This window comes from Pseudomonas fluorescens (genome assembly GCF_900215245.1).
Taxonomy (GTDB): Bacteria; Pseudomonadota; Gammaproteobacteria; order Pseudomonadales; family Pseudomonadaceae; genus Aquipseudomonas; species Aquipseudomonas fluorescens.
In genome coordinates this window covers 3,316,089-3,336,079 of sequence record NZ_LT907842.1, presented here as the reverse complement: position 1 = coordinate 3,336,079, position 19,991 = coordinate 3,316,089, and the positions used below count along the sequence as shown (strand labels likewise).

At 60.4% G+C, this 19,991-nt stretch carries 16 protein-coding genes; 6 read left to right on the top strand and 10 right to left on the bottom strand.

Features of this window, described 5'->3' with window-relative positions:
- Nucleotides 1-16: 16 nt before the first annotated feature.
- From CPH89_RS15445 to mreB, 6 genes are all read right to left on the bottom strand, one after another.
- Complete coding sequence (locus CPH89_RS15445) at nt 17-3,832, bottom strand: YhdP family protein (RefSeq protein WP_053254408.1); 3,816 nt, start codon at nt 3,830-3,832, stop codon at nt 17-19.
- Nucleotides 3,833-3,908: 76 nt separating this feature from the next.
- On the bottom strand, nt 3,909-5,366 hold the full coding sequence (rng, locus tag CPH89_RS15440) for a ribonuclease G (RefSeq protein ID WP_053254407.1): 1,458 nt from the start codon (nt 5,364-5,366) through the stop codon (nt 3,909-3,911).
- 70 nt (nt 5,367-5,436) lie between these two features.
- A complete protein-coding gene (locus tag CPH89_RS15435; protein ID WP_053254406.1) occupies nt 5,437-6,033 on the bottom strand; it encodes a Maf family protein in 597 nt (198 codons plus the stop codon).
- A 51-nt stretch (nt 6,034-6,084) separates the two neighbouring features.
- Nucleotides 6,085-6,573 carry a rod shape-determining protein MreD gene (mreD, locus tag CPH89_RS15430; protein WP_017138250.1) on the bottom strand — a complete coding sequence of 163 codons (489 nt, stop codon included), beginning with the start codon at nt 6,571-6,573 and terminating at the stop codon, nt 6,085-6,087.
- A complete protein-coding gene (mreC, locus tag CPH89_RS15425; RefSeq protein ID WP_053254405.1) occupies nt 6,573-7,688 on the bottom strand; it encodes a rod shape-determining protein MreC in 1,116 nt (371 codons plus the stop codon). The genes mreD and mreC overlap by 1 nt, the downstream gene beginning before the upstream one ends.
- Before the next feature lie 169 nt (nt 7,689-7,857).
- Entirely contained in the window at nt 7,858-8,895 is a 1,038-nt protein-coding gene (gene mreB, locus CPH89_RS15420; RefSeq protein WP_002555108.1) for a rod shape-determining protein MreB, read from the bottom strand.
- A gap of 210 nt (nt 8,896-9,105) precedes the next feature.
- Here mreB and gatC point away from each other — a divergent pair, with 210 nt between their 5' ends.
- The 6 genes from gatC (at nt 9,106) to CPH89_RS15390 (ending at nt 14,269) form a co-directional block, all read left to right on the top strand.
- Complete coding sequence (gene gatC, locus CPH89_RS15415) at nt 9,106-9,393, top strand: Asp-tRNA(Asn)/Glu-tRNA(Gln) amidotransferase subunit GatC (RefSeq protein WP_053254404.1); 288 nt, start codon at nt 9,106-9,108, stop codon at nt 9,391-9,393.
- A gap of 16 nt (nt 9,394-9,409) precedes the next feature.
- Nucleotides 9,410-10,861 carry an Asp-tRNA(Asn)/Glu-tRNA(Gln) amidotransferase subunit GatA gene (gene gatA / locus CPH89_RS15410; RefSeq protein WP_053254403.1) on the top strand — a complete coding sequence of 484 codons (1,452 nt, stop codon included), beginning with the start codon at nt 9,410-9,412 and terminating at the stop codon, nt 10,859-10,861.
- Nucleotides 10,862-10,871: 10 nt separating this feature from the next.
- Nucleotides 10,872-12,317 carry an Asp-tRNA(Asn)/Glu-tRNA(Gln) amidotransferase subunit GatB gene (gatB, locus tag CPH89_RS15405; protein WP_053254402.1) on the top strand — a complete coding sequence of 482 codons (1,446 nt, stop codon included), beginning with the start codon at nt 10,872-10,874 and terminating at the stop codon, nt 12,315-12,317.
- 97 nt (nt 12,318-12,414) lie between these two features.
- Nucleotides 12,415-12,786 carry a septal ring lytic transglycosylase RlpA family protein gene (locus CPH89_RS15400; RefSeq protein WP_053255340.1) on the top strand — a complete coding sequence of 124 codons (372 nt, stop codon included), beginning with the start codon at nt 12,415-12,417 and terminating at the stop codon, nt 12,784-12,786.
- A gap of 56 nt (nt 12,787-12,842) precedes the next feature.
- The gene (locus CPH89_RS15395) at nt 12,843-13,889 is read left to right on the top strand and encodes a calcium/sodium antiporter (protein WP_081006330.1); all 1,047 of its coding nucleotides are present in this window, start codon (nt 12,843-12,845) and stop codon (nt 13,887-13,889) included.
- Nucleotides 13,886-14,269, top strand: a complete 384-nt coding sequence (locus tag CPH89_RS15390; protein WP_053254400.1) for a carboxymuconolactone decarboxylase family protein — start codon at nt 13,886-13,888, stop codon at nt 14,267-14,269. Before CPH89_RS15395 ends, CPH89_RS15390 begins: the two co-directional genes overlap by 4 nt.
- A gap of 119 nt (nt 14,270-14,388) precedes the next feature.
- Here the strand turns inward: CPH89_RS15390 and CPH89_RS15385 are convergent, their stop codons facing one another.
- From CPH89_RS15385 to CPH89_RS15370, 4 genes are all read right to left on the bottom strand, one after another.
- The gene (locus tag CPH89_RS15385; protein ID WP_053254399.1) at nt 14,389-15,330 is read right to left on the bottom strand and encodes an AEC family transporter; all 942 of its coding nucleotides are present in this window, start codon (nt 15,328-15,330) and stop codon (nt 14,389-14,391) included.
- 175 nt (nt 15,331-15,505) lie between these two features.
- Nucleotides 15,506-17,059, bottom strand: coding sequence for a galactarate dehydratase (garD, locus tag CPH89_RS15380; RefSeq protein WP_053254398.1), 1,554 nt, complete (start codon nt 17,057-17,059; stop codon nt 15,506-15,508).
- An 11-nt stretch (nt 17,060-17,070) separates the two neighbouring features.
- A complete protein-coding gene (locus CPH89_RS15375; RefSeq protein WP_053254397.1) occupies nt 17,071-18,435 on the bottom strand; it encodes an MFS transporter in 1,365 nt (454 codons plus the stop codon).
- 98 nt (nt 18,436-18,533) lie between these two features.
- Complete coding sequence (locus CPH89_RS15370) at nt 18,534-19,979, bottom strand: aldehyde dehydrogenase family protein (RefSeq protein WP_053254396.1); 1,446 nt, start codon at nt 19,977-19,979, stop codon at nt 18,534-18,536.
- Between the last annotated feature and the right edge of the window lie 12 nt (nt 19,980-19,991).

The window sequence follows — 19,991 nt, the reverse complement described above, 5'->3', positions numbered from 1 at the left end:
GCTACTCCAGAGCCTCTCAGTTTGGCTTTTCAAATGGCTTGTCGAAGGTGATTTTTGGATCCTTCCAAGGGCCTTCCACTTTGTATTGCACACTGGCGAAGCGCGAAACACGATCACCGATCAGCTTGTCGATCAGGAACAATGCGCCACCAATGGCCGGCGCCCCCACGATCAGCGCGGCAATCGGCAGGTTATTGGTGACCGGCAATGTGACCAGCAATTTGGCGTCGACACGGTCAGCCACCAGATCCAGGGTGCCATTGAGCTCCAGGTTGGTAGAAGGCCCCGTCATGGTGATCGGCTCACGGGTCACAAACACACCATCACTGGCGGCCAGCAAACCTTTGACCCGGTCATAACTCAAGCCTTTGCCGAGCAAGTCGGAAAAGTCCAGGCGCAAACGGCGGCCAATGGAGTTGAAGTTCAGCAACCCAAACACCCGCAGGGCCTGGGCGCCACCTTCCACTTCAACGAACTGACCTTTGCGGAACGCGGCATCCAGGCTACCGGAGAAACGCTTGGGCCCGACCCACGCCGGCGAACCCGGCCAACGACCATCCACGTCCAGGTGGAAGTCATCGCTGGTTACCGTCGGCGCAAAGCCCCAGCCCTTGAGCACATCGGCGATGTTCTTGCCATCCAGGCGGCCCCTGTACCAACTGCTGCTCGCACCGGGCGCACCCTCCCAGCCACCGGCGCCTTTGAGCTGCATTCCCTTGAGGCCCAAGTCCAGGTTGTTGAAGGCCAGGCCTTTGGCGGTCGGTCGAATCTTCAGCGACCAGGCGCCCACCAGGTCAGGCCCCTGGAACAGTTGGTTGATAGCGATATCGAGTGCCGGAATCTCTTTGGGATCAATATCCGCCAATGGATCCGGCGCATTTTCGTCCGCCTGAACGGTGGGGTCTACGGCCGGTAATTTCACATACTGCAGATTGATCGCAATGGGCGCGCCTTTGGCGTCCGGCAAATTTACCGTGCCTTTGGCCTGCTGACTGTCAAGCTGCAAACCCCAGGCTGTCGGCTTGCGGTCAAGCTGCAAGGTGACTTGGTCAAACTGAGTACCAAAGCCGGTCAGCTTGCCCACCTTAAAGTCCGCACCACTGAGCAGTTGCTTGGCGCTCCCGCCGGGGTCATTACCCGCGTAGCGGTCGACCAGTTTTTTCCACGGGTCGATATCCAGCTCAGAAAGCACACCGCGAATCCGCAAGCCTTTGGCAGCAGGCAGCACGGCATCACCATTGCCGAGGAACAGCTCCCCGCGGCCGTCATTGAATTTGTCCGCCGGCGCTGCAAAGGTAAAACTCGCCAGCTCGCCGTAACTGAACCAGTAACGCCGCTCGGCGCCCTGCAAGGTCATGCGGAACACGCTGTCGCGGCCTTGGCTGGCGGGCATGCCAAAAGGCGCCGGCAGGTCCACCGCCACGCCTTTCATAGTGGAGCTGACCATCAGTTGGCTGTCCGCGCCGTCCAGGGTCACTTGTAATTGGTAAGGGATATCACCGGACACCGGCAACGGCTGGCTGATTTTCAACCAGTCCGTCAGCCGCTTGACCGTGACCTGGCCCTTGGCAATGACCCGCGTACTGAGACTACCTGGCTTGCCGTCGGCGAGGATCTGCGCAGTGATGGGGCGATCGAACGCCTTGGCCGAGATGTTCTGGCCGCTCAGGCCCTTGGCGCTGTCGAAGCGGAAATCGCCCTTGAGCTGGGTCAGATCCAGAGTCGGCTCCGCCAATTGCAAGCGAGCCTTGTCAGTCTGAAAGTCCACGACAATAGTGGGCTCGGTGCCCTTGGCCAAAGGAATGTCCAGATCCAGCTTGCCTTGCAGGTCACCCTCGCCTTTCCAACCGGCGAAGGTCGAGCCAGTGCCTATCGGCGCGTCCTGAAGGATTTTCAGGCCATCGCCCAAACCACCCGCAAACCCTCCGGTGATCAGCAGATGGCTGTCCTTGCCGGCCGGCGCGTGTGGGATGTTGACATAGACGTCCTTGACCTTGGTGTCGAGCAACTGGCCCTTGCTGGCCAGGATACGCACACCGCTCTCCTCGACAAACACTTCGCCATTCACTTTGCTCACATGCGGCCAACCCGGCTGGAATGCCAGTTCGGCGTCATGCACCTTGAAGAACAGGCTGATATTGCGCGCAGCGGGCAGCGCGTCGTGGTTCAACGACCCCTGGTACTGGAAGAAACCTTGATCCACCGCACCTTTGAGAATCGCCGTGCGCAACCATTCATCCAGCGAAGGGCTCAATACCGCCGGCAGATATTTGGAGGTGAAGCGCCCATCGCCATCGACCATGCCGACCCGCAGGTCCATATAGTCTTCTTGGGCATGGTCGAAATGCAGGCGAATCAAGAAGTCTGCGGCGACCTTGCCCTCTTCGCCCAGCACCTTGATATACGGGGCGATCAGGGTGAAGCCTTCTTTATCCAGCGTCCATGTCAGGCGCGCGTTGGCCTGCATGTACTGCCAGGGCTTGGCGAAGATCGGGTACAAGTGCAGGGAAAAGTCCTTGCTGTCCATGCGCAACTCGCCATGGCCAAGGTCACCGCTGATGCTGCCGGACACGTTACGTGCGGCCGGCGCGCCGAAGTACGCATCAAAGCCGATGCGCTCAAGGTTGGCGGCGAAGCTGACTTTCTGATCGGTCGTGTCCTGCGGGCGGAAGTCCACCAGCACATTGCGCAACAGGCCTGTGGCTTTCAGGTGTTCGATGGTGGTGGCAAACCCTTTCGGCAACGGCGCCAGGGCATTCAGTAACGGCGTAATCGGGGTCAGGTCCAACCGATCGGCCTGAAGCTTCCAGGTTTCCTGTGCTTTTTCGGTGGCCAGGCTTTGCTGCAATTGCAGTTGCGACTCCCAACGGGTCTCGCCGATGTTCATCGCCAGCGAATCGAACAGCACCTTCAGGCCACTATCACTGCGTTGCAGGTAAGCGTTGAGGGCGAGGTTTTCGATATGTACCGGCTTACGGTCCGCGTAGCTGCCCTTCACCTGAGGTGAATTGAGGCGCACCACAGCGCTTTGCACGGTGCCCTTGGCCCACGTCAGCCAGAACTCCCCGCCCGCCTTCAATTGCGTGAGTTTCCATTGCTGGGTCAGCTTGGCCGGAATCCATTTGGCCCAGTCGCTTTGAGGCAGGCTGAGGTAGGCCTCGACTTCGCCCTCTTTCCATTGGCTTGCACGAATTCGGCTACGCAGGCTCAAGGCAAGCGGCTGGCCGTCGGGCAGGGTCAAGCGTGCGTCCAGACGTTGGCGCGCCTCACCGCTGTGCAGGCTCAGGCCCACGTAGGTCAGGGTCAGCGGCGCCTCGCCGAACGGTTGCAGGGTGACCTGGCTGTCCAGCAACGACACACGCTTGACGATCTGCATGCGTGTCAGCAACTGCTCCGGGTCCAACGGCTGGTCGTCCTGCACCGGCAGACCTTGAAGTGCCCAGTGGCCGTCCTTGTCTTCCTTGACGCTCAACTGCAACCCGCTGACTTCCAGATGAGCAATACGCACTTCACGGGCCATGAGGCTGGCCCAGATATCCGGCACCACTTCGACCTGATCCAGGCGCAAGGCGCTGTTGCCTTCACCGACCATCACGTCATGGGCCAGCAATACTGGCGCAAAGCCGCTCCAGCGCCCTTCCAGGCTGCCGATTTGCAGGGGCACATCCACCGCAGCCTGAGCCTTGGCTTCGATTTCGGCGCGATATTCGGCCACCAGCGGGACCAACTCACGACCCAGGCTCACGTACACCGCCGCCAATACCAGCAGTAAGGCGCACACGCCCAGGCTCCAACGGGTCAAAGCGGCAAAAAAGCGTTTCAGACGCTCCATGTCAGGCGACCCTCAAGGCAATTAGCGGACGGAAGATCAAGGTCTGCCGGTCTCGAAGAAAGAAAGCGATTGCGGATCAGAGCAGCACCACGTCGTATTGTTCCTGGGAATACATGGTTTCGACCTGAAAGCGAATCGTGCGTCCGATAAACCCCTCCAGTTCAGCAACGTTGCCCGACTCCTCATCCAGCAAGCGATCGACCACTTTCTGGTTGGCAAGCACTCTGTAACCCTCGGCCTGGTAAGCACGCGCCTCCCGTAAGATTTCCCGGAAGATCTCGTAGCAAACCGTTTCCGGGGTCTTCAACTTGCCGCGCCCCTGGCAACTGCTGCAAGGTTCGCACAGCACTTGCTCAAGGCTTTCGCGGGTGCGTTTGCGGGTCATCTGCACCAGGCCCAGTTCGGTAATACCGATGATATTGGTCTTGGCGTGATCGCGCTCAAGCTGCTTCTCGAGCGTGCGCAGCACTTGGCGCTGGTGTTCTTCGTCTTCCATGTCGATGAAGTCGATGATGATGATGCCGCCCAGGTTGCGCAGGCGCATCTGACGCGCGATAGCGGTGGCTGCTTCGAGGTTGGTCTTGAAAATGGTTTCTTCAAGGTTGCGATGGCCGACAAATGCGCCGGTGTTGACGTCGATGGTGGTCATGGCTTCCGCCGGGTCCACCACCAGATAGCCGCCGGACTTGAGCGGTACTTTGCGCTCCAGGGCTTTCTGGATTTCGTCTTCAACGCCATACAGGTCGAAGATCGGCCGCTCACCAGGATAGTGCTCCAGGCGGTCGGCAATTTCCGGCATCAGCTCGGCAACAAACTGCGTGGTGCGCTGGAAGGTTTCCCGCGAGTCGATGCGAATTTTCTCAATCTTCGGGCTGACCAGGTCACGCAGCGTGCGCAGGGCCAGGCCCAGGTCTTCATAGATGACGCTCGGCGCACCGATGGTTTTGATCTGTGCTCCGATCTGGTCCCACAAACGCCGCAGGTAGCGGATGTCCATCAGGATTTCATCGGCGCCGGCGCCTTCTGCGGCGGTGCGCAAGATAAAACCACCGGCTTCCTTGATGCCTTCGGCGGCCACGCAGTCGCTGACCACCTTTTTCAGGCGTTCGCGCTCGGCTTCATCTTCGATTTTCAAGGAAATGCCGACGTGGGCAGTCCGCGGCATGTACACCAGATAACGCGACGGAATTGACAGTTGTGTCGTCAAGCGAGCGCCTTTGGAGCCGATAGGGTCCTTGGTGACTTGCACCACCAGGCTCTGTCCTTCATGCACCAACGCGCTGATGCTCTCGACCGCAGGGCCTTCGCGCAGGGAAATTTCCGAAGCGTGAATAAAAGCGGCACGGTCCAGGCCGATGTCAACGAACGCCGCCTGCATCCCCGGCAACACGCGCACAACCTTGCCTTTATAGATGTTGCCAACGATCCCGCGCTTCTGTGTGCGCTCGACGTGCACTTCTTGCAGAACACCGTTTTCTACCACCGCCACGCGCGATTCCATCGGCGTGATATTGATCAGAATCTCTTCACTCATGGCTGGGTCTCGTTCAGGCGTTTTCACAATAGTGACCGATCGCTTAAGGCTTGGCGCGCAAGTAAGGCGTTCAGCGCGCGGTAAGGTTTTGCCAACAGGGTATGCCGAATTGGCCAAGCAGTTGCGCGGTTTCGCACACCGGCAGGCCTACCACAGCGGAATAGCTGCCGTTGAGTCCGGCGACGAACACCGACCCCAGCCCTTGGATAGCATAGCCGCCGGCTTTGTCCTGTGGCTCACCACTGTGCCAGTAGGTTGTAGCCTCCTCGACACAAATCCCACGAAACCGTACGCGACTGCTTACACACCGAGTTTCGCAGCGCTGGCCGTCAGTGACGGCAATGGCGGTGAGCACTTCATGTTCTCGATCGGAAAGAGCCAGCAACATCGCCAGGGCATCCGCTTGATCCACGGGCTTGCCCAAGATCTGACCATCAACGATGACGGCAGTGTCGGCCCCCAGCACACAGACGCCGGAGGGTTGTTCAAGCGCAGAAAAACCCGCCGTCGCCTTACCCCGAGCAAGGCGCTCGACGTAGGCAACGGCGGATTCGTTTGTAAGAGGAGTTTCATCAATAGCGGCACTGACCACGGTGAATGGCACACCGATCTGGGTCAGCAGTTCACGCCGCCTTGGGGAGCCCGAGGCCAGATAAAGCGAATTCATTCCAGACTCTCCCTGTAGGGTTCGATAACCAGGCAGAGCCTCGCAATCCATTCAATTGATTTTATAGCGACGACGTAATCCACGCAGACCGAAACTGACCCAAGGCCACAGCAGCGCACTGACCAGGGCTGGCAACACCAACGCGAGGGTTGGCTGACGGTTACCGGTCAAGGCGCTGAGCCACAGTTGCACCAACTGCGCCAGGCCGAAGATCACCAGGATCACCAGGCACTGCTGCCACATCGGGAACATCCGCAGTCGCTGTTGCAGTGACAGTACCAGGAACGTAATCAGGGTCAGGATCAATGCGTTCTGGCCCAGCAAGGTGCCATAGAGCACGTCTTCCGCCAAGCCCAGGCACATCGCCGTGACCATCCCGACTTTATGCGGCAGGGTCAGCGACCAGAAGGCAAGCAACAACGCGAGCCAGAGCGGTCGCAGGATTTCCATGAATTGCGGCAGCGGCGAAACGCTTAACAGCAAGCCGATGGCGAAGGTCAGCCAGACGATCCAGCCATTGCGCGAATGAGTACCGGCCATTATTCCTCCCTCTGCCGCGTGGTTGCCGGGGCCGCGGCCGGTGAACGGGTTGCCGGGGCCACAGCGGCAGGCGGTTTAGCCGCCGGGGTGGTGGCAGCGGGCGCCGACACAGGCGGTTTGGTTGCAACCGGCTTGGCCGCACGCGCGCTGTGAACTGCTGGCTTGGCCGGCGTTGCCACAGGTGCTGCCGGGGTGGCTGCGGGCGCAGGCGGCCCCACGAACGCTGGTTTTGGCACCGTGGCAGGAATGACCGGCGCAGTGCCGTTCTGCTTGTCTTCCGCTTCCTGGGCCTGGGCGGCGTCGTTGACGCGCTCTTCCGGGGTACGGTTGTCGCTGAAGACCAACAGCAGGTAGCGGCTGCGGTTCAGGGCGGCAGTCGGTACGGCGCGGACGATCGCAAACGGCTGGCCGGAATCGTGGATCACTTCCTTGACCGTCGCGACCGGGTAACCCGCCGGGAAACGCTGACCCAGGCCGGAGCTGACCAGCAGGTCGCCTTCCTTGATGTCGGCAGTGTCTGCCACATGCCGCAATTCAAGGCGCTCCGGGTTGCCTGTGCCGCTGGCAATCGCACGCAAGCCATTACGGTTGACCTGTACTGGAATGCTGTGGGTTGTGTCCGTTAGCAGCAATACCCGTGAGGTGTAAGGCATCAGTTCAACCACCTGGCCCATCAGGCCACGGGCGTCGAGCACCGGCTGACCGAGGACCACACCGTCGCGCTCACCCTTGTTGATGATGATGCGATGGGTAAACGGGTTGGGGTCCATGCCGATCAACTCGGCGACCTCGACCTTTTCGTTCACCAGTGCGGACGAATTGAGCAACTCGCGCAGCCGAACGTTCTGCTCGGTGAGGGCCGCCAGCTTTTGCATGCGCCCCTGCAGCAACAGGTTTTCAGTCTTGAGTTTTTCGTTCTCGGCGACCAGCTCGGTGCGGCTGCCGAATTGGCTGGCCACGCCCTGGTAGAGACGTTGCGGCAGGTCGGTGATCCAGTAAGTCTGCATCAACACCAGCGACATCTGGCTACGCACGGGCTTGAGCAGTGCAAAGCGGGCATCGACCACCATCAGCGCGACCGAAAGCACGACCAGCACCAATAAGCGCACGCCCAATGAGGGGCCTTTGGCGAAAAGCGGTTTAATAAGCCGCTCCTCCCAGGCAAATGTTCTCTTTATTCATACGGCATCAAACCGGCCTGGATGCAGATTGAAGAAGATAAACGCCAACAGGCAGCACTGCAAAGTGCTGCCTGCGGGCGAAGCATGAACCACCCAAGCAATCTTATTCGCTGGAGAGCAGGTCCATGGTGTGTTTATCCATCATTTCCAGTGCACGGCCACCGCCACGAGCGACGCAGGTCAGCGGGTCTTCGGCAACAATCACCGGCAGACCGGTTTCCTGGGCCAGCAGCTTGTCGAGGTCACGCAGCAAAGCGCCACCACCGGTCAGCACCAGGCCACGCTCGGCGATGTCGGAAGCCAGTTCCGGCGGCGATTGCTCCAGGGCGCTCTTCACAGCCTGAACGATAGTGGCCAGGGACTCTTGCAGAGCTTCCAGCACTTCATTGGAGTTCAGGGTGAAGGCACGTGGAACGCCTTCGGCCAGGTTGCGACCGCGAACATCGACTTCGCGAACTTCGCCGCCCGGGTAAGCGGTGCCGATTTCCTGCTTGATGCGCTCAGCAGTGGATTCACCGATCAGGCTGCCGTAGTTACGGCGTACATAAGTGATGATCGCTTCGTCGAAGCGGTCGCCGCCTACGCGCACGGATTCGGCGTACACCACACCGTTCAGGGAAATCAGGGCGATTTCAGTGGTACCACCACCGATATCGACCACCATCGAACCGCGCGCTTCCTCAACCGGCAAACCGGCGCCGATAGCGGCAGCCATGGGTTCTTCGATCAGGAACACTTCGCGAGCACCGGCACCAAGGGCCGATTCACGGATGGCACGACGCTCCACCTGGGTGGACTTGCACGGAACGCAGATCAGCACACGAGGGCTGGGCTGCAGAAAACTGTTTTCGTGAACTTTGTTGATGAAGTACTGCAGCATCTTCTCGCAGACGCTGAAGTCGGCGATCACGCCGTCTTTCATCGGACGAATGGCAGCGATATTGCCTGGTGTTCGGCCGAGCATGCGCTTGGCCTCGGTGCCAACGGCAACGACACTTTTCTGATTACCATGGGTCCGAATGGCCACAACCGATGGCTCATTCAGAACGATACCGCGCTCGCGCACGTAAATAAGGGTGTTGGCAGTGCCCAGGTCAATGGAAAGATCGCTGGAAAACATGCCACGCAGTTTCTTGAACATGGGGAAAGGACCCTAGGCAACGCGTGGGTAAAAAAGTGCGGCAAACTCTAACAACGACAGGGATTTTGGGCAAGGCGCCAATGTGCTAAATTGGCCGACTTTCTGTGCACCAACCCCCACAATCGCGGCCTTATGACCGTAGAAATGCGGTAGTGTTCCGACAATCTAACACACGGACGCCCTCCGTTCTGTTTTCCACTGGAGAATCCCATGGCGCTTGAACGCTCCGACGTGGAAAAAATCGCTCATCTGGCCTCGCTTGGCCTGAATGAAGCCGATCTTCCACAGACCACCGCAGCCTTGAACAGCATTCTCGGGCTTGCTGACCAAATGCAGGCCGTCAATACCGACGGCATCGAGCCCCTGGCTCACCCACTGGAAGCCAGCCAGCGCCTGCGTGCAGACGTTGTGACCGAGCGAAATAATCGCGAGGCCTACCAGTCCATCGCGCCAGCGGTCGAAAACGGCCTGTATCTGGTTCCGAAAGTCATCGACTAAAGGGAAAGAGCCTGCAATGCATCACATGACTCTGGCCGAGATCGCCCGCGGTCTCGCCGATAAAAAGTTTTCTTCCGAAGAGCTGACCAAGACCCTGCTTGCGCGCATCGCCGAGCTCGACCCCAAGGTCAACAGCTTCATCAGCCTCACCGAAGAGCTGGCCTTGAGCCAGGCCAAGGCCGCCGACGTGCGTCGCGCCAACGGTGAAAATGGCGCGCTGCTGGGCGCACCGATCGCCCACAAAGACTTGTTCTGCACCCAGGGCATTCGCACCAGCTGCGGCTCGAAGATGCTCGACAACTTCAAGGCGCCCTACGACGCCACCGTGGTGTCCAAGCTGGCTACCGCCGGGGCCGTGACCCTGGGCAAGACCAACATGGACGAATTCGCCATGGGTTCGGCCAACGAGTCGAGCTACTACGGCGCGGTGAAAAACCCGTGGAACCTGGAACACGTGCCCGGCGGTTCGTCGGGTGGTTCTGCTGCCGCCGTTGCCGCGCGCTTTCTGCCGGCCGCCACGGCAACCGACACCGGCGGCTCGATCCGTCAGCCTGCCGCGTTCACCAACCTCACCGGCCTTAAACCGACCTACGGTCGTGTTTCCCGCTGGGGCATGATCGCCTACGCCTCCAGCCTGGATCAGGGCGGCCCGTTGGCACGCACTGCCGAAGACTGCGCAATATTGTTACAAGGTATGGCCGGGTTCGATAAACAGGACTCCACCAGCATCGATGAGCCAGTGCCGGACTACAGCGCCAGCCTGAATACGTCGATCAAAGGCCTGCGTATCGGCGTGCCGAAAGAGTATTTCAGCGCCGGCCTCGACCCGCGCATCGCCGAACTAGTGCACAACAGTGTCAAGGAGCTGGAAAAGCTCGGCGCGGTGATCAAGGAAGTCAGCCTGCCGAACAACCAGCACGCGATTCCTGCGTACTACGTGATCGCGCCTGCTGAAGCCTCCTCCAACCTGTCGCGTTTCGACGGCGTACGTTTCGGCTACCGCTGTGAAAACCCGAAAGACCTGACCGACCTGTACAAACGCTCCCGGGGCGAAGGCTTCGGTGCCGAAGTACAACGCCGCATCATGGTCGGTGCCTACGCACTGTCGGCCGGCTACTACGACGCGTACTACCTCAAGGCGCAAAAAATCCGTCGCCTGATCAAGAACGACTTCATGGCCGCTTTTGAAGAAGTTGATGTGATCCTCGGCCCAACCACGCCGAACCCGGCCTGGAAGATTGGCGCCAAGACCGGCGACCCAATCGCCGAGTACCTGGAAGACCTGTACACCATCACCGCTAACCTCGCGGGCTTGCCGGGCTTGTCCATGCCTGCCGGTTTCGTCGATGGCCTGCCGGTCGGCGTGCAATTGCTCGCCCCGTATTTCCAGGAAGGCCGCTTGCTCAATGTGGCGCACCAGTACCAGTTGAACACTGACTGGCACACTCGCACCCCTACCGGCTTCTGAGGAGCACACTATGCAATGGGAAGTTGTGATCGGGCTGGAGATTCATACCCAGCTCGCCACCCAATCGAAGATTTTCTCCGGTAGCGCCACCACGTTCGGCGCAGAGCCCAACACCCAGGCCAGCCTGGTCGACCTGGGCATGCCCGGCGTACTGCCGGTGCTGAACCAGGAAGCGGTGCGCATGGCGGTGATGTTCGGCCTGGCGATTGACGCCGAGATCGGCCAGCACAACGTGTTCGCGCGCAAGAACTACTTCTACCCGGACCTGCCCAAGGGCTACCAGATCAGCCAGATGGAGCTGCCGATCGTCGGCAAGGGCCACCTGGACATCCCGCTGGAAGACGGCACCATCAAGCGCGTTGGCGTGACCCGCGCGCACCTGGAAGAAGATGCCGGCAAGAGCCTGCACGAAGAATTCCCAGGGGCCACCGGCATCGACCTGAACCGTGCCGGCACGCCGTTGCTGGAAATCGTCTCCGAGCCGGACATGCGCAGCGCCAAGGAAGCCGTGGCCTACGTCAAGACCATCCACGCGCTGGTGCGTTATCTGGGCATCTGCGACGGCAACATGGCTGAAGGCTCGCTGCGTTGCGACTGTAACGTGTCGATCCGTCCAAAAGGCCAGGTCGAGTTCGGCACCCGCTGCGAGATCAAGAACGTCAACTCGTTCCGCTTCATCGAGAAGGCGATCAACAGTGAAGTGCGTCGCCAGATCGAGCTGATCGAAGACGGCGGCAAGGTAATCCAGCAAACCCGCCTGTACGATCCGAACAAAGATGAAACCCGCGCCATGCGCAGCAAAGAGGAAGCCAACGACTACCGTTACTTCCCCGACCCGGACCTGTTGCCGGTGGTCCTTGAGGATTCGTTCCTCAATGACATCCGTGCCACCCTGCCGGAATTGCCGCAGCAAAAACGCGAGCGCTTCCAGGAGCAGTTCGGCCTGTCGGTCTACGACGCCAGCGTGTTGGCGTCCAGCCGAGAGCAAGCCAACTACTTCGAAAAAGTCGTGAGCATTGCTGGCGACGCCAAACTGGCGGCCAACTGGGTCATGGTTGAGCTGGGCAGCCTGTTGAACAAGCAGGGCCTGGAAATCGACGAAGCACCGGTTACCGCCGAGCAACTGGGCGGCATGCTGCTGCGCATCAAGGACAACACCATCTCCGGCAAAATCGCCAAGACCGTGTTCGAAGCGATGGCGAGCGGCGAAGGCAGCGCCGACGACATCATCGACAAGCGCGGCCTCAAGCAAGTCACCGACAGCGGCGCGATCTCGGCCGTACTCGATGAGATGCTCGCCGCCAATGCTGAGCAAGTTGAACAATACCGTGCGGCAGACGAAGCCAAGCGCGGCAAGATGTTCGGCTTCTTTGTCGGCCAAGCGATGAAAGCCTCCAAAGGCAAAGCCAACCCGCAACAGGTGAACGAACTGCTCAAAAGCAAGCTCGAAGGCTGATAACGGTGAAGGGTCCGAATGGGATTTCATGCCCAACTCGGACCCGTGTGGGAGCGGGCTTGCCCGCTCCCTCATTTGATACGGGGCAGCATTGATGATGAAGCGTCTACTCGGCCTACTGGCCCTGTTCTCCCTGCTGGCCGGTTGCGCCAGCGGCCTCATCGACCCCAACGGCTACGACGAAACCGGCACCGCTTCGTATTACGGCGCCAAGCACCATGGCAACCGAACCGCCAGCGGTGAACCTTTCAACCAGAACGCCCTGACCGCCGCTCATCGGCGCCTGCCTTTCGGCACCCGGGTCAAGGTGACCAATCTCGACAACAACAAATCCGTGGTACTGCGCATCAATGATCGCGGCCCGCATACTCGTGGCCGCCTGATTGATGTTTCACGCAAGGCTGCCGGACAGCTCGGTATGCTGGGCAGCGGAACCGCACGGGTTCGCGTGCAAGCGCTGAGCAACTGACAGGAGCCCTGGCCATTTTCGGACTAACCGCCCTTTCGCCCTTCAGCCTGCTCGAATTGATCAGCGGCTTGGTGTTGCTGATTATCGGCGCCGAAATCCTGGTGCGCGCCGCCGTGCGCCTGGCGGCCAGCCTCAAGGTGCGGCCGCTGATCATCGGTTTGAGCATCGTCGCCTTCGGCAGCAGTGCGCCGCAGATGACCGTCAGTTTGCAAGCCACCCTGGCCGGCAATACCGACATCGCGGTGGGCAGCGTGATCGGCAGCAGCATCTTCAATATCCTCGTCACCCTGGGCCTGTCCGCGCTGATCATCCCCCTGCGGGTATCACGGCAACTGGTGCGCCTGGACATTCCGGTGATGATTTTCGCCGCCCTGCTGGTGTTTACCCTCTCGGCCAATGAAGAGCTGACGCCCGTTGACGGCCTGTTACTGCTCGCGGCCCTGCTGGCCTACCTCGGCGTGCTGCACTACCAAACCCGCCATTCCCGCCGCCCGCGCACATTGGACACCGTCGCCAGGGCGCCATGGCTGAGCAGCGTATTGCTGATACTGGGCGGGCTGTTGATTCTGGTGCTGGCCGGGCATCTGCTGCTGGGCGCGGCCGTGGATGTGGCGAGCGACTTGGGCCTCTCGGAGCGCATCATCGGCCTGACGCTCATCGGTGTCAGTACCTCGCTGCCATGCCTGGCCACCTCGCTGATTGCCGCCCTGCGCGGCCAGCGCGAGATCGCCGTGGGCAATGTGATCGGCAGCAGCCTGTTCAATCTGTTGGGCGTGCTGGGGTTTACCGCCCTGGTGGCGCCCTCTCCACTGTCGGTGTCGCCCAACGCCCTGGACTTCGACCTGCCGGTGATGCTCGGCGTGGTGGTGCTGTGCCTGCCGGTGTTCTACACCGGCTATCGCGTCACGCGCGCCGAAGGCCTGGTGTTTCTGGGTCTGTACCTGGTGTACGGGCTGCACGTGGTGTCGTTCACGTTCGGCACGCCCCTGGCCACCAAGCTTGAACACTTGATGCTGTATTACATCCTGCCGGCGCTGGTGGTTTTTCTGATACTCAGCACGCTGCGAGCCTGGCGCCGCCAACACAAGAGGGAATCGCAATGACCGATCAGAAAAAGCCCGGGGTTGAAATGCGTCGTCAGGTAATGGGCGATGTGTTCGTCGATCGCGCCCTGGGCAATGCCACCGAGTTCACCCAGCCGCTGCAGGATTTCGTCAACGAACATGCCTGGGGCAGCGTGTGGAACCGCGAAGGTCTGCCATTGAAGACGCGCAGCCTGATCACCCTCGCCGCCCTCACGGCGCTCAAATGCCCGCAAGAGCTCAAGGGCCACGTACGTGGTGCGCTGAACAATGGCTGCACGGTGGAAGAGATTCGCGAAGCACTGCTGCATTGCGCGGTGTATGCGGGTGTGCCAGCGGCGATTGACGCGTTTCGCGCGGCGCAGGAAGTGATTGAGGCGTATCAGGCAGATCAGCAGTGACGGTCAGATAGCTTTCGCGAGCAAGCCTACTGCCACATTTGACTGCATTCTCAGGTTGGAACACGGCCAAATGTGGCAGCGGGCTTGCTCGCGAATGGCCCTCAGACACACCGCAACGTTTAGATCCAACCCCCCGCCTGCAACACGAAAATTCCGATATTGGTGGTCACCGCCGCCATCAGCGTGGTGATCACAATAATCGCCGCCGCCAGTTCATGATTACCCTCGGCCGCCCTGGCCATGACGAAACTCGCCGCCGCAGTCGGCGCGCCGAAATACAAAAACAGAATCCCCAGTTCCGGCCCGCGAAAGCCTAGCAGCCAGGCGCCAAGCGTCGCCGCCAGCGGCAGGCCGATCATCTTCACCAGGCTGGCACTCAAGGCCATGCTCCCGCTTTTCCGCAGGGCTGCCAGCGACAGGGTGCCGCCGATGCAGATCAGTGCCAGCGGCAGGGTCATGTCCGCCAGGTACTGGCCGGACGACTCCAGCCAGCCAGGCAAGCCGATCTTGAAAATAGCGAACGGCGCAGCCGCAATCACGCTGATGATCAGCGGGTTGGCCACCACGCTTTTGAAGATGCTCCAGGGGTCGGACTTGATCACCGGGCTGTACACCGCCAGCACGATGGTCGACAGCGTGTTGTAGAACAGAATCACCAGTGCCGCGAGGATCGCGCCAAGGGAAATGCCGTAGTCACCGTACATGCTGGCCGCCAGCGCCAGGCCGATCACGCCGTTATTGCCGCGAAACGCGCCCTGGGTGTAGATGCCACGGTCTTCACGCGGGCAACGCAAGATCGCCCAGCCCCAGGCCAGGGCAAAGCTCAGCAGTGTGGCGACGGCAAAGTAGATCAGCAAACCTGGCTTGAGCGCCGAGTGCAGGTCGGCATGCAGGATGCCCAGGAACAACAGCGCCGGCATGGTGACGTTGAATACCAGGGACGAGGCGGTGTGGATAAAGTTGTCGTTGATCCAGTTGATGCGCTTGAGCAGCACACCGAGGAACAGCATGGCAAACACCGGCGCGGTGATGGTGAGGGTGGTGAGGAAGATTGCCAGCATGCCGGGGAGAACCTTGGTGAGCGTCATCAGAGGGCCAATGATAAGCCATGCGGCCGTGCGGCGTCTGGTAGGCCACCTTCGCGCGCGAGCCCACTTCCACCCTTGGCTGCATTCTCATGCTGGAATTCGGCCAAAGGTGGGAGCGGACTTGCTCGCGAGTTCAGGCGACTCGGTCTCAGGTAATGGGCGCCGGGTTGAACAACGTAATGTCGTTATGCAGCTTGTGCTGCTCGGCCCACGTCTGCTTCTTGCCGCTGGCCACGTCCAGGTAGAAGTGGAACAACTCCCATCCCAACTCCTCGATCGTCGCACGCCCGGTGGCAATGCGCCCGGCGTCAATATCGATCAGGTCCGGCCAGCGCTGAGCCAATTCCGTACGCGTCGAGACCTTCACCACCGGCGCCATCGCCAGCCCGTAAGGCGTGCCACGCCCGGTGGTGAACACATGCAGGTTCATCCCGGCCGCCAGTTGCAAGGTGCCGCACACAAAGTCACTGGCCGGCGTCGCGCAAAAAATCAGGCCCTTGCCGTTGAACCGCTCGCCCGGGCCGAGCACGCCATTGATCGCGCTGCTGCCGGATTTGACGATGGAGCCCAAGGACTTCTCGACGATATTCGACAAGCCACCCTTTTTGTTGCCCGGCGTGGTGTTGGCACTGCGGTCCGCCTCGCCCTTGGCCAGGTAACGGTCGTACCAGTCCATTTCTCTTACAAGCGCCTGGGCAACTTCTTTGCTTTCAGCACGGGACGTCAGCAGATATATCGCATCACGCACTTCAGTCACTTCGGAAAACATCACGGTCGCCCCGGCCCGCAGCAGCAGATCCGAGGCATACCCCAACGCCGGGTTGGCAGTGATGCCGGAAAACGCATCGCTGCCACCACATTGCATGCCCAGGATCAGTTCCGACGCAGGCACGGTTTCACGGCGGCGCTGGTCGAGTTTTTTCAAACGGACCTCGGCCAGCGCCATGATCTGCTCGATCATCTCGGTAAAGCCGTGGCTGGAATCCTGCAGCCGATACAGCCAGGGCTCGCTAAGGTCGACCGAGCTGTCGTTGTCGTGCATCACCTGCCCGGCCTGCAATTTCTCGCAGCCCAGGCTGATGACCAAAGCCTCGCCCCCCAGGTTCGGATTACGCGCCAGGTTGCGCACAGTGCGGATCGGGATATACGCATCCGTTGCGGTGATCGCCACGCCGCAGCCGTAACTGTGGGTCAGCGCCACCACGTCATCGACGTTCGGGTACTTGGGCAGCAATTCGTCCTTGATACGCTTGACCGCATGGTCCAGCACGCCGGTAACGCACTGCACGGTGGTGGTGATACCGAGAATATTGCGTGTGCCCACGGTGCCGTCGGCGTTGCGATAGCCCTCGAAGGTAAAGCCTTCCAATGGCGCCTGGGTGTCAGGCACTTCAGTGGACAGCGGCAAGCTGTCCAGCGGTGGCGCGGTGGGCATGCGCAGTTGGTCTTCCTGCACCCAACTGCCCCGCGGAATCGGCGCCAGGGCGTAACCGATGGTCTGGCCATAGCGAATAATCTGACCGCCCTCAGGGATATCTTCCAGCGTCACCTTGTGGCTCTGCGGGATGAAATCCACGGTCACCAGGCCGTCCGGAAACTCGGTCCCGGCCGGTACGCCCTGGTCGTTGACCACGATCACCACGTTGTCACGCTCGTGCAAACGGATCGAGCGCGGCGAGTCGGCATGTTCAATCAACTGCATTACATCGCCCCTCAAGAGTGCGCTTCGGTGAATTTAGTCAGTTCAGGCCCTTTGCTGGGTGGCTCTTTGAGCACCACACGCTTGATCGGGCCGACAATCACCAGGTAACTGAACACCGCCACCAAGGCGTTGGCGCCGACGAACACCAGCGCCCACTTGAACGAGCCGGTGGTGCTGATGATGTAGCCGATCACGATAGGCGTACTGATCGACGCCAGGTTGCCAAACATGTTGAACAAGCCGCCACTGAGGCCGGCGATTTGTTTCGGCGAGGTGTCGGACACCACCGCCCAACCCAGTGCGCCAACGCCCTTGCCGAAGAAGGCCAACGCCATAAAACCCACGACCATCCACTCGATGTCGACATAGTTGCAGGCCACGATGCTGCTGGAAATCAGCAACCCACCGATGATCGGCGCCTTGCGCGCAAACGTCAGCGAATGGCCCTTGCGCAGCAGGTAGTCGGAGATCACGCCGCCCAGCACCCCACCGATAAAACCACAAATCGCTGGCAGCGAAGCAATGAAACCGGCCTTCAGAATGGTCATACCGCGGTCCTGCACCAGGTACACCGGAAACCAGGTCAGGAAGAAGTACGTGATGCCATTGATGCAATATTGGCCGAGGTACACGCCAAGCATCATGCGGTTGGTCAGCAACTGGCGGATGTAATCCCACTTTGGCCCGTCAGTTTTCTTACCCTTGCCCTTGTCCTGGTCCATATCGACCATCGCACCGTTCTCAGCAATATGCTTGAGCTCAGCCTCGTTGATCATCGGATGCTGGCGCGGGCTGTGGATAATTTTCAGCCAGACCAACGAGAACAGGATGCCGATACCGCCCATCACGATAAACACATGCTGCCAGCCAAAGGTGTAGACGATCCAACCCATCAACGGTGCAAACAGCACCGTGGCGAAGTATTGCGCCGAGTTGAAGATCGCCGATGCAGTGCCGCGCTCAGCCGTAGGAAACCACGCCGCAACAATACGGGCATTTCCGGGAAACGAGGGTGCTTCAGCCAGGCCCACCAGAAAGCGCAACATGAACAGCGCGACGATGGCAGTCGAGACACCGAACTCACCGACATAACCTTGCAGCACGGTGAACAGCGACCAGGTGAAGATGCTCAGGGCATAGATTTTTTTCGAACCGAACCGGTCCAGCAACCAGCCACCGGGGATTTGCCCGGCGACGTAGGCCCAACCGAATGCGGAGAAGATGTAACCGAGGGTGACCGCGTCGATACCGAGGTCTTTTTGCAGGCTGGAGCCGGCGATGGCGATAGTAGCCCGGTCGGCGTAGTTGATCGTGGTCACCAGGAACAGCATGAGCAGGATCAAATAGCGGACGTGGGTCGGCTTGGTCGCTTGCATGAAGAGGTACTCCCACTAATTATTTTTTTTGCGGGTCATTGTCTTGTTGTGTGTGAGCACCGCTTCATGAAGAAGCCGGTGCCCACGGGCGTTGCGTGTTACGAACCGATGTAGCTGGTTTTCACCACGGTGTAGAACTCTTGCGCATAGCGACCTTGCTCACGCGAACCATAGGATGAACCCTTACGCCCACCGAACGGCACGTGGTAGTCCACACCGGCGGTCGGCAGGTTGACCATCACCATCCCGGCCTGGGAGTGGCGCTTGAAGTGGTTGGCGTACTTCAGCGAGGTGGTGGCAATCCCCGCCGACAAACCGAACTCGGTGTCATTGGCCATGGCCAGCGCCGCTTCGTAATCCGCCACGCGCACCACGTTGGCCACGGGGCCAAAGATCTCTTCGCGGCTGATCCGCATGGCGGCTTCGCTGTCGGCAAACAGCGTCGGCGCCAGGTAGTAGCCCTCGGTGTCGCAGGTGACCAGGCCGCCACCGCTGACCAGCCGCGCACCTTCGCTTTGGCCGATGTCGATGTATTTCATGTCCTGATCCAGCTGAGCCTGGGAGACCACCGGGCCAATATCGGTACCGCTTTTCAGCGCGTGGCCGACCTTGATCGACTGCATGCGCTCGGCCATGGCCGCGACGAACTGGTCGTGGATACCCGCAGTGACAATCAAGCGGCTTGAGGCGGTGCAACGCTGGCCGGTTGAGTAGAACGCGCTCTGTACCGACAGCTCGACGGCCTGCTTGAGGTCGGCGTCATCGAGGATGATCTGCGGGTTTTTACCGCCCATTTCCAACTGCACTTTGGCCTGGCGCGATACACAGCTGACGGCGATCTGACGCCCCACGCCGACCGAACCGGTAAAGCTGATGCCGTCGACTTTCGGGCTGTTGACCAATACGTCGCCGACCACACGGCCACTGCCCATCACCAGGTTGAACACACCGGCGGGGAAGCCGGCGCGGGAGATGATTTCGGCCAGGGCCCAGGCGCAACCCGGAACCAATTCAGCCGGCTTGATCACCACGCAGTTGCCATAGGCCAGGGCCGGGGCGATTTTCCAGGCGGGAATCGCAATCGGGAAGTTCCACGGGGTAATCAAGCCGACCACACCGAGGGCTTCGCGGGTCACTTCAACGTTGACGCCCGGGCGCACCGACGGCACGTAGTCACCGGACAGGCGCAGGCATTCACCGGCGAAAAACTTGAAGATGTTACCGGCGCGCGTCACTTCGCCAATGGCTTCGGGCAGGGTCTTGCCCTCTTCCCGAGCCAGCAGGGTGCCGAGTTCTTCACGGCGGGCGAGGATTTCGCTGCCGACTTTGTCGAGGGCGTCGTGGCGCGCCTGGATGCCGGAAGTCGACCAGGCCGGAAAGGCGGCACGGGCGGCGTCGATGGCGGCGTTGACTTGAGCGACGTCAGCCTTGGCGTATTCGCCGATGACATCGGACAACTCCGACGGGTTGATGTTGGTGCAGTAGTCGGAACCGGCCACCCACTCGCCGTTGATGTAGTTTTCAAAACGTTTGGCTTGGGACACAAATCTTCTCCT

What these genes read in the sequence shown, in the direction of transcription:
- gatC (WP_053254404.1), top strand. Translation starts at nt 9,106, where the DNA reads ATGGCGCTTGAACGCTCCGACGTGGAAAAAATCGCTCATCTGGCCTCG.
- garD (WP_053254398.1), bottom strand. Translation starts at nt 17,059, where the DNA reads ATGCAGTTGATTGAACATGCCGACTCGCCGCGCTCGATCCGTTTGCAC.
- CPH89_RS15390 (WP_053254400.1), top strand. Translation starts at nt 13,886, where the DNA reads ATGACCGATCAGAAAAAGCCCGGGGTTGAAATGCGTCGTCAGGTAATG.
- rng (WP_053254407.1), bottom strand. Translation starts at nt 5,366, where the DNA reads ATGAGTGAAGAGATTCTGATCAATATCACGCCGATGGAATCGCGCGTG.
- gatB (WP_053254402.1), top strand. Translation starts at nt 10,872, where the DNA reads ATGCAATGGGAAGTTGTGATCGGGCTGGAGATTCATACCCAGCTCGCC.
- mreD (WP_017138250.1), bottom strand. Translation starts at nt 6,573, where the DNA reads ATGGCCGGTACTCATTCGCGCAATGGCTGGATCGTCTGGCTGACCTTC.
- gatA (WP_053254403.1), top strand. Translation starts at nt 9,410, where the DNA reads ATGCATCACATGACTCTGGCCGAGATCGCCCGCGGTCTCGCCGATAAA.
- mreB (WP_002555108.1), bottom strand. Translation starts at nt 8,895, where the DNA reads ATGTTCAAGAAACTGCGTGGCATGTTTTCCAGCGATCTTTCCATTGAC.
- CPH89_RS15385 (WP_053254399.1), bottom strand. Translation starts at nt 15,330, where the DNA reads ATGCTGGCAATCTTCCTCACCACCCTCACCATCACCGCGCCGGTGTTT.
- CPH89_RS15400 (WP_053255340.1), top strand. Translation starts at nt 12,415, where the DNA reads ATGAAGCGTCTACTCGGCCTACTGGCCCTGTTCTCCCTGCTGGCCGGT.
- CPH89_RS15435 (WP_053254406.1), bottom strand. Translation starts at nt 6,033, where the DNA reads ATGAATTCGCTTTATCTGGCCTCGGGCTCCCCAAGGCGGCGTGAACTG.
- CPH89_RS15445 (WP_053254408.1), bottom strand. Translation starts at nt 3,832, where the DNA reads ATGGAGCGTCTGAAACGCTTTTTTGCCGCTTTGACCCGTTGGAGCCTG.
- CPH89_RS15375 (WP_053254397.1), bottom strand. Translation starts at nt 18,435, where the DNA reads ATGCAAGCGACCAAGCCGACCCACGTCCGCTATTTGATCCTGCTCATG.